Origin of the sequence: Actinomadura physcomitrii, from assembly GCF_008923205.2 — a bacterium.
GTDB classification, from domain to species: domain Bacteria; phylum Actinomycetota; class Actinomycetes; order Streptosporangiales; family Streptosporangiaceae; genus Spirillospora; species Spirillospora physcomitrii.
The window spans coordinates 117,190-123,459 of the sequence record NZ_WBMS02000028.1 but is presented as its reverse complement, the minus strand read 5'-3'; the positions used below and the strand labels follow the sequence as shown (position 1 = coordinate 123,459).

Genomic DNA, 6,270 nt, shown 5'->3' with positions numbered 1-6,270 from the left:
CAACCCGCGTTTTCGGGATGAGACAGAATAACGACCACGAAACATGCTGGTCCGATGCTCCACAAGCCTCACCGAAAGCAGCTATCTCTCATCTCTCTGTCTGGCTGCGGCTAGCTCGCACGAGGACCTACACATTCCCTACATATAAGGTCCAAACGCCCTCTTAGACCGTGACTCATTTGGTGATGTGGCGGTGGCGGATGAGGGCGGCGGCGATGCCGATGAAGGCCGGGAAATGTTCGGCCTTGCGTTCGTGGCGGCGGTGCAGACGGTAAAAGCCATTCAGCCATGACACCGTCCGTTCGGCCACCCAGTGGTGACGCCCATGCCGGTCGGAGCTTTCGATTCGACGACGGGCGATACGCGGGGTGATGCCACGAGCACGCAGCCGCCGGCGCAGATCGCGGTAGTCATAGCCGTTGTCGGCATGCAGCTTGCCGGGACGCCGCCCGCCGGGCTGGCGGCGCGGTCCCCGCCGGGAACGGATCGGCGCGATGCCGCGCACCAGCGGTTCCAAGCCTTGGCGATCGTGGGTGTTGGCGGCCGAGATCCCGACAGACAGCGGCAGACCGGCACGGTCGACCAGCAAGTGGATCTCCGACCCGGGCTTGCCGCCGGGGCAGTGCGAGCAGCGGCGCCAGGTGGTCGACGACGCGGTGCGCGGCGGACTTCGAGACCCCGAACGGCAGTGCGACCTGCCGCAGTGTGAGGTTGGTGCGGTAGTACACCGCGATCAGAAGGACCCGGTCCGCCAGCGGCAGGCTCCAGCGCTGTCCGGTACCGGTCTGCTCACCGCCCCGACCTGCAACGATCCACACCAGGCGACGGAACTGCCGCACCGACAGGCCGGTGAACACCGGCACCCACTCGTCCCGATCGGGCCTGATCACCTGCTCCACGTCGAGATCAACGATCTTGGGCGCCCGACGTTACGGGACAGCCTTTAGCTCGCCAGGCATGTCACCGCCTCCCACAGGTGCCGGCTGATGGCCTGCTGCACGGCGTGCTCTCGCGCGGGATTGCCCGGGTCCGCCCATCGGTAGTTGCTCTGGATGAACCATTCGACGATCCAGAGCTTGTCCCAACCCGCCGCCCAGACGTGGGCGGGGAGGCCGCCGCGGTCGAGTTCGGCTTCTGCGGTGCCGCCGGCCGCTACATAGGCGTCGATGAGGTCTTTGACCGCTTCTAGATCCAGGGGTTCGGGAGTGCCCTGCCAGGAGACCAGGTCGAGCAGGCCGTTGCCGGTGTAGGCGCGGGCCATGTCGAGGATGCGCGGTGGCCCTTCGGGCTGGATGATCAGGGATGTGGGGTGGAACTCGCTGTGGCACATCCCGTAGGGCGAGATGGTCGCGCCCCGAGCTCGCCGGGAGGCGACGTCGTCGAGCTTCTGCAACCCGGCGCGGATCTCGAAGGGGTCGTCGCTCCACCGGCCCGCAGCTTGAAGCGCGTCCAGCCACTGCAGGGCTTGGACCGGCAGTTCTACCAAAGCGCGATCGTCCAGGACCGGCCTACCCGCCAAGGGCGGGCACTGGTGGATGGAGACTGCTGCGGTGGCGGCGTCGGCGAGCGAGGGCTTGCGGACTGATTCGCCGAGGTCTTCCAGGATCATGACTGCTGATCCGTCCGTCTGCCGAGTGCTGGCTAGCAGGCGGGGCACGGGCACGTCGTGCTTGGCGGCGTGGGCGAGCACGTCGGGTTCGTCGGCGAACACTTCGTCGGCGTACTTCAAGATGAGTGTGGAGCCGTCGGTCAGGTGAAGCCGCTCCACCGCCGACATCGACCAGATCCGGACCTCTTCGCGCCGCTGCACCTTGACGCCGATCTCGTTGGCCAGTGCGGTCAGGACGGCGGGGCGGACGGACACTTCCGCCCGCCCCTGGTCTTGGCTACTTGCCACAGGCCCGCACCCGCTCGACCCACTCGTCCCGGAAGCCGGCCAGCTCACGCCGGAACTCGCTGACGTCGAAGCCGAACGGCGCGACGCATCCGCCGGCCATGTTGACCTCGGCGCCGGACTGGCAGCCGTGGACCAGCCGTCCGCCCAGGGCGACGTGCGCCTTGACCTGCTCGACCCTGCGCGGCTCGTTGAACCACGAGCCGTGGTACAGCTCGTCGATCATCTCGGCCTCGGCGGTCGTGAGACCGAAGACGACCTTGGCGGCCTCGCCGAACATCCATGCGGGGCCGACGTTGGTGATCTCGCCGGACACCTCGACGCGGTTGAGCGCCATCATTGTGCCCATCTCGACCAGGATGCGCAGCTGGGCGGTGGTGACGCCCATCCGCTGCAGCGACGGGTCCGCCAGGTGCTCGGGGCGGAACAGCCAGGAGTACACCGCGTACGCGGTCGTCAGCACCTCGGCCGGGTCGGTGGTGACGCGGCCGTGCCGGCGGATGTGGTCCAGGGCCATCTGCTCGATGGTCGTCGATCCGGTCTCGCGGGCCTCCAGCAGGTCGGTGCGGACGCTGGTCCAGTCGCACACCAGCCAGGTGGGGTTGTCGTACCGGAAGAAGTACTCGGCGGCGTCGATGGTCAGTGTCGTGCCGTCCACGGTGACGCCGGGCATCGTGTTCCACCCGTCGTGGAACGGCGCGGGCAGCTCGGCCCGGATCACAAGCGGGGATTTCTCTGTCAAGATCGACATTGGCTCTCCTTGGGCCACTGAGCGCGGCGGTGGCTCGCCGCGTTGGACCATCGGTCCCACCCGACCACGGCCGGGACCGTCGGGGTCTGCTGGTTCGTTTGGCCGAGTCAGCAGGCCCCACCCGTCTTTCTTGCGAAACCCTTCTTCCTCCTCTCCTTGCCGTTGCGTCCGTTGGTGCCCTCCTGGCCGCGCCGGGCGCAGGGGCCGGACGGAGACCTCCTAGCCGCGGCCCGGAGGCGCATCTTGGTGAGGGCTACTCCTCGGTCTCCAACTCCCGGACGTTCTTTTCGGCCATCGCCCGGATGGTCTTGATGGAGTCAGGCAACAGGCCGTGCTGCGCCATCGCCTGCTCGTAAGCGCCATGGGCGATCTCCAGTGCGGCCGGGACCGAGATCAGGGTCTTGCCCGAGACGATCGCGGAGCTGTCAGACATACGGGGGTACCTCCAGAACGGCGAAGACCCATTTGCCGTCGTCAGCCGGCCGCCAGCCGTAGTGGGCGGCGAGGGCCCTCCACGATGAGGAGTCCACGCCCGGTCTCGGCATAGCGGTCCGGAGCCTTGCGGTACGGCGGCGCCGGGACGGGGTCCCAGACCTCGATGGTGAGCGTGTCGGGGATCTCTTCGCAGATCCGCACTCTGAACTTCTCGTGTCGCGCCTGGTTGACCGCGTTCGTCACCAGCTCCGACAGCACCAGCTCGACGTCTGCCGTCTGGGCGTCGGTGAGTCCCCACACGATCAGCGCGCGCACGGCAGCGCGGCGCGTGATGCCCACGGCTGCCGGGGTCGCGAGGAACTCGTGATCCATCAGGATCTTCTGAGTCTCCTGCGCTGCTGTGGTCATCGGTGACTCCCGAGTCGGAACCGCGTCCGCCTGCCGGCGAACCGTGTGTGTCATACGACACTGACTCGTGGGGGAGTCTCGGCGCCAGGAGAGAGGCAAAAGGAGGCACGAAACCTCAGCGGTAGGTGTCCGCCGCTGCCTCGATCAGCCTCCTTGCCTCTTCCCCGAACACAGCGGAGCGGTAGAGCTCCTCGAAGGCAGACAGGTAGAGGGACACCTCGCCGCGCGCGGTGATGGTGACCAGGGCGGACAGGATCTCCACCTCCACCTTGTCGCCGTCGAACACGGTGAAGTTCTCCAAGACCCACTGGGAGCGGGGCCGTGAGAAGGGCAGCACCCCCAGGGCCACTGAGGGGATCGCTGAGGCGGTGATGTTGGCGAGGTGGGACAGCTGGTCGGCCATCACCTGCGGCTCTCCGAGCCGGTAGTACAGCGCTGCCTCTTCCATCAGGAACAGGAACTTGCGGCCTGGGCGCCACAGAACCCGCTGCCGGTCGATGCGGGCGGCTACGGCACCGGGCACATCGTCATCGGGCCCGCCCGATCGATGCGAGACGAGGGTGAGCAGCTCGGCGACGTAATTCCGCGTCTGCAGGAGGCCCGGTACGACCTGCGAACAGTAGGTCCAGTCGGTCGAGGAACCCTCGTAGAGCGCCAGCCGGCTCTCCTGAAGGCGCCGCAGACCGCCCTTGCCGCGCTGGAGTCGCTTCCAGGTCGAGTAGGCCGAGTCCACGGACTGCAGAGCGGCGATGAGGTCGTCGCACTGGTCTTCGGCGTTGCAGACGCGGCACCAGGCCCTGATATCGGCGACGGTCGGAGCGCGCTGGGCGTGCTCGATCTTGCCGACCTTCCACCGGTCCCACCCGGCGGCTTCGGCGAGGTATTTGGTCTTGATCCCGGAGTTCAGGCGGATCTCGCGCAGGCGGTCGGCGAGCGCTCGGCGAGCCGCCTGAACGGCCGGGTACTGGGGTGCTGGCACGGTGATCAGTATCGATTGACTACTGCGGGCGGTAGTCCTTGTGCGGGGTGGCCCGCTCCCAGACCGCCTCGAAAGCGCTACCGCACTGCTCGGCCAATGCAGGGTCGTCCGTCAGCTCCGCACCCAGGTAATCCCCGATGCCGGAGAAGTAGCCGAACCGAACGAGACGGTCGTCCAAGAGCCAGAAGTCGTTCGCGGGCAAGCACAGACCGGCAGCCTGCTGACGAGGCAACCAGCGGACTTGTTCGCCCGCCGCCTCGTTGAGCGCGCCAGCGCCGTCGTACTCGAAGCGGACGAACGGCGCCAACGGCTCGGAGACGACGCGGACGCGACGCATGGTGACGCCGCGTCCCACCGTCGCCCGTACGATCTGCGCCCACCCGTTTTCGTGCTCAGCGATGTCGGCGGGGGTCACCTGACCCTCCAGCCACCGCAGGAAGAGCGGGTCGTCGGGCGTGTAGGCATCCCTGAGTTCGAGGTGAACTGCTGTCCGTTCCACCGTGGCGAACAGCGCGGCGAAGTCTTCTGGGGCCAGGTCCTCAGGTCGGGGTCTCGTCACGTAGCGCCTCCAAGATGGTCTCCCGCATCCGGTCCGGGAACCTCACCACGGTCTCGTGAAAGGCGAGAGGACCGTTCCTTCTCGGGTTCGATAAGCACCTCCGGACGGAACGCGTCCGGTCAGGACATGGGCAGCGTGCGCGGGCTTGGTGCCGGGCGCCGGTTTTGGACCAGGACCGATTCGGCTGTGGCGACTGCTGCTCGCAGTCGCGCTTGAAGGTCCGGCGGTATCGATCCCTGGCCGAGACCGGATGCCTCTAGTATTTCGCGGAGCTGTAGCTGTTGCCGCGTCGGGAGGTGGCAGCCATGGCGAAGGATGTCGCGCGCGGCGAAGCCGTCCTTGGCGGCGACGGCCTGCTCGGCAAGGGCGACGGTGATCGAGCGGGCGGTGGAGGTCTCACGGCAGTCGGCGGCATCGATCAGAGCCAGGCCCAGGCGGGTATGGAAGACGCCCAGGTTCGGTGTCGGATGTAGCCGCTGCCAGCGGCGTACCGAATCAGCCGTGCTCGCCGCGAGCGGCTGGCCGGCGTGACGGCGGTAGAGAATGGCCAGGCAACCCGTGACCGCTTCTTCGTACGGGTCGTCTGCGTCTGTCTCCGCGAGGAGCCGGAGGGTTTCCTGGTTGGCGCCTGCTATGAGGTGGGCTATTACGGCTACTTGGCGGCCGTCGAGCATGCGTTGGCCGACGCCTTTGTGGCGGCGGAGGTGGGCGAGCGCTTGTTGCCAGTTGCCAGTGCTGGTCAGCGCCCGGGTGCCGTCGGCGAGGTGGACGCTCCACAGCCATCGGCGCAGTTCTTGATGTTCGTCCTGTGATTTGACGAGTGTGGATACGGGGACGGACAGTTCGTCGATGACAACGTCAGTTCGACGCTCGACGGCTTGGTGAAGGGCGGCCAGAAGGTCGAACGCGCTCGCTCCGTTGCCCTCCCGGATGCGTAGTCGCGCGAGGTTGACCAGTGGTTCGAGTGCCCGGCGGGCGGCCTTGGCGTCCAGCGGGCAGGCGCGCAAGTACAGGGTGGCATGACGGTGACACAGCTCGCGGGCGAGGGCCGACGTTCCGACATCGGACGTCAGGAGGGCGGCCTGGTTGTGGACGGTGGACGCGGCGGCCTGGTCCTCCGCTTGCGCCGCCGATTCTGCTAGGGCGCAGAGAGCCGCCATGCGCACGTCGAGCGGCGCGCAGGCGGGACGGGCGCGTGCGACGAGCGGGAACCAGCGGAGCGCTGGCTCGGTGGCGTCCACGGA

The 6,270-nt window shown here is 67.5% G+C and carries 7 protein-coding genes and 2 pseudogenes; all 9 read right to left on the bottom strand.

From position 1 onward, the window contains the following. Positions 1-175 precede the first annotated feature (175 nt). Positions 176-613: pseudogene (locus F8568_RS30415) on the bottom strand (transposase); the annotation flags it as partial. Next, positions 600-899 (bottom strand): annotated as a pseudogene (locus F8568_RS48790) (helix-turn-helix domain-containing protein); the annotation flags it as partial. The pseudogenes F8568_RS30415 and F8568_RS48790, both read right to left, overlap by 14 nt. Positions 900-943: 44 nt before the next feature. Continuing rightward, positions 944-1,864 (bottom strand): aminoglycoside phosphotransferase family protein, encoded by a 921-nt coding sequence (locus F8568_RS30405; RefSeq protein ID WP_151597125.1) that lies wholly within the window; start codon positions 1,862-1,864, stop codon positions 944-946. Positions 1,865-1,886: 22 nt separating this feature from the next. Next, positions 1,887-2,645 (bottom strand): hypothetical protein, encoded by a 759-nt coding sequence (locus F8568_RS30400; protein WP_202125533.1) that lies wholly within the window; start codon positions 2,643-2,645, stop codon positions 1,887-1,889. Between the two features lie 253 nt (positions 2,646-2,898). Further along, positions 2,899-3,078 (bottom strand): hypothetical protein, encoded by a 180-nt coding sequence (locus F8568_RS30395; protein WP_151597124.1) that lies wholly within the window; start codon positions 3,076-3,078, stop codon positions 2,899-2,901. Positions 3,079-3,119: 41 nt separating this feature from the next. Continuing rightward, positions 3,120-3,488: an ATP-binding protein gene (locus tag F8568_RS30390; RefSeq protein WP_160573809.1), complete on the bottom strand. Its 369-nt coding sequence runs from the start codon at positions 3,486-3,488 to the stop codon at positions 3,120-3,122. A 115-nt stretch (positions 3,489-3,603) separates the two neighbouring features. Next, on the bottom strand, positions 3,604-4,467 hold the full coding sequence (locus F8568_RS30385; protein ID WP_151597122.1) for a helix-turn-helix domain-containing protein: 864 nt from the start codon (positions 4,465-4,467) through the stop codon (positions 3,604-3,606). A 19-nt stretch (positions 4,468-4,486) separates the two neighbouring features. Then, positions 4,487-5,026, bottom strand: a complete 540-nt coding sequence (locus F8568_RS30380) for a DUF6879 family protein (protein WP_328601094.1) — start codon at positions 5,024-5,026, stop codon at positions 4,487-4,489. A gap of 119 nt (positions 5,027-5,145) precedes the next feature. Continuing rightward, positions 5,146-6,267 (bottom strand): hypothetical protein, encoded by a 1,122-nt coding sequence (locus F8568_RS30375; protein WP_151597121.1) that lies wholly within the window; start codon positions 6,265-6,267, stop codon positions 5,146-5,148. Between the last annotated feature and the right edge of the window lie 3 nt (positions 6,268-6,270).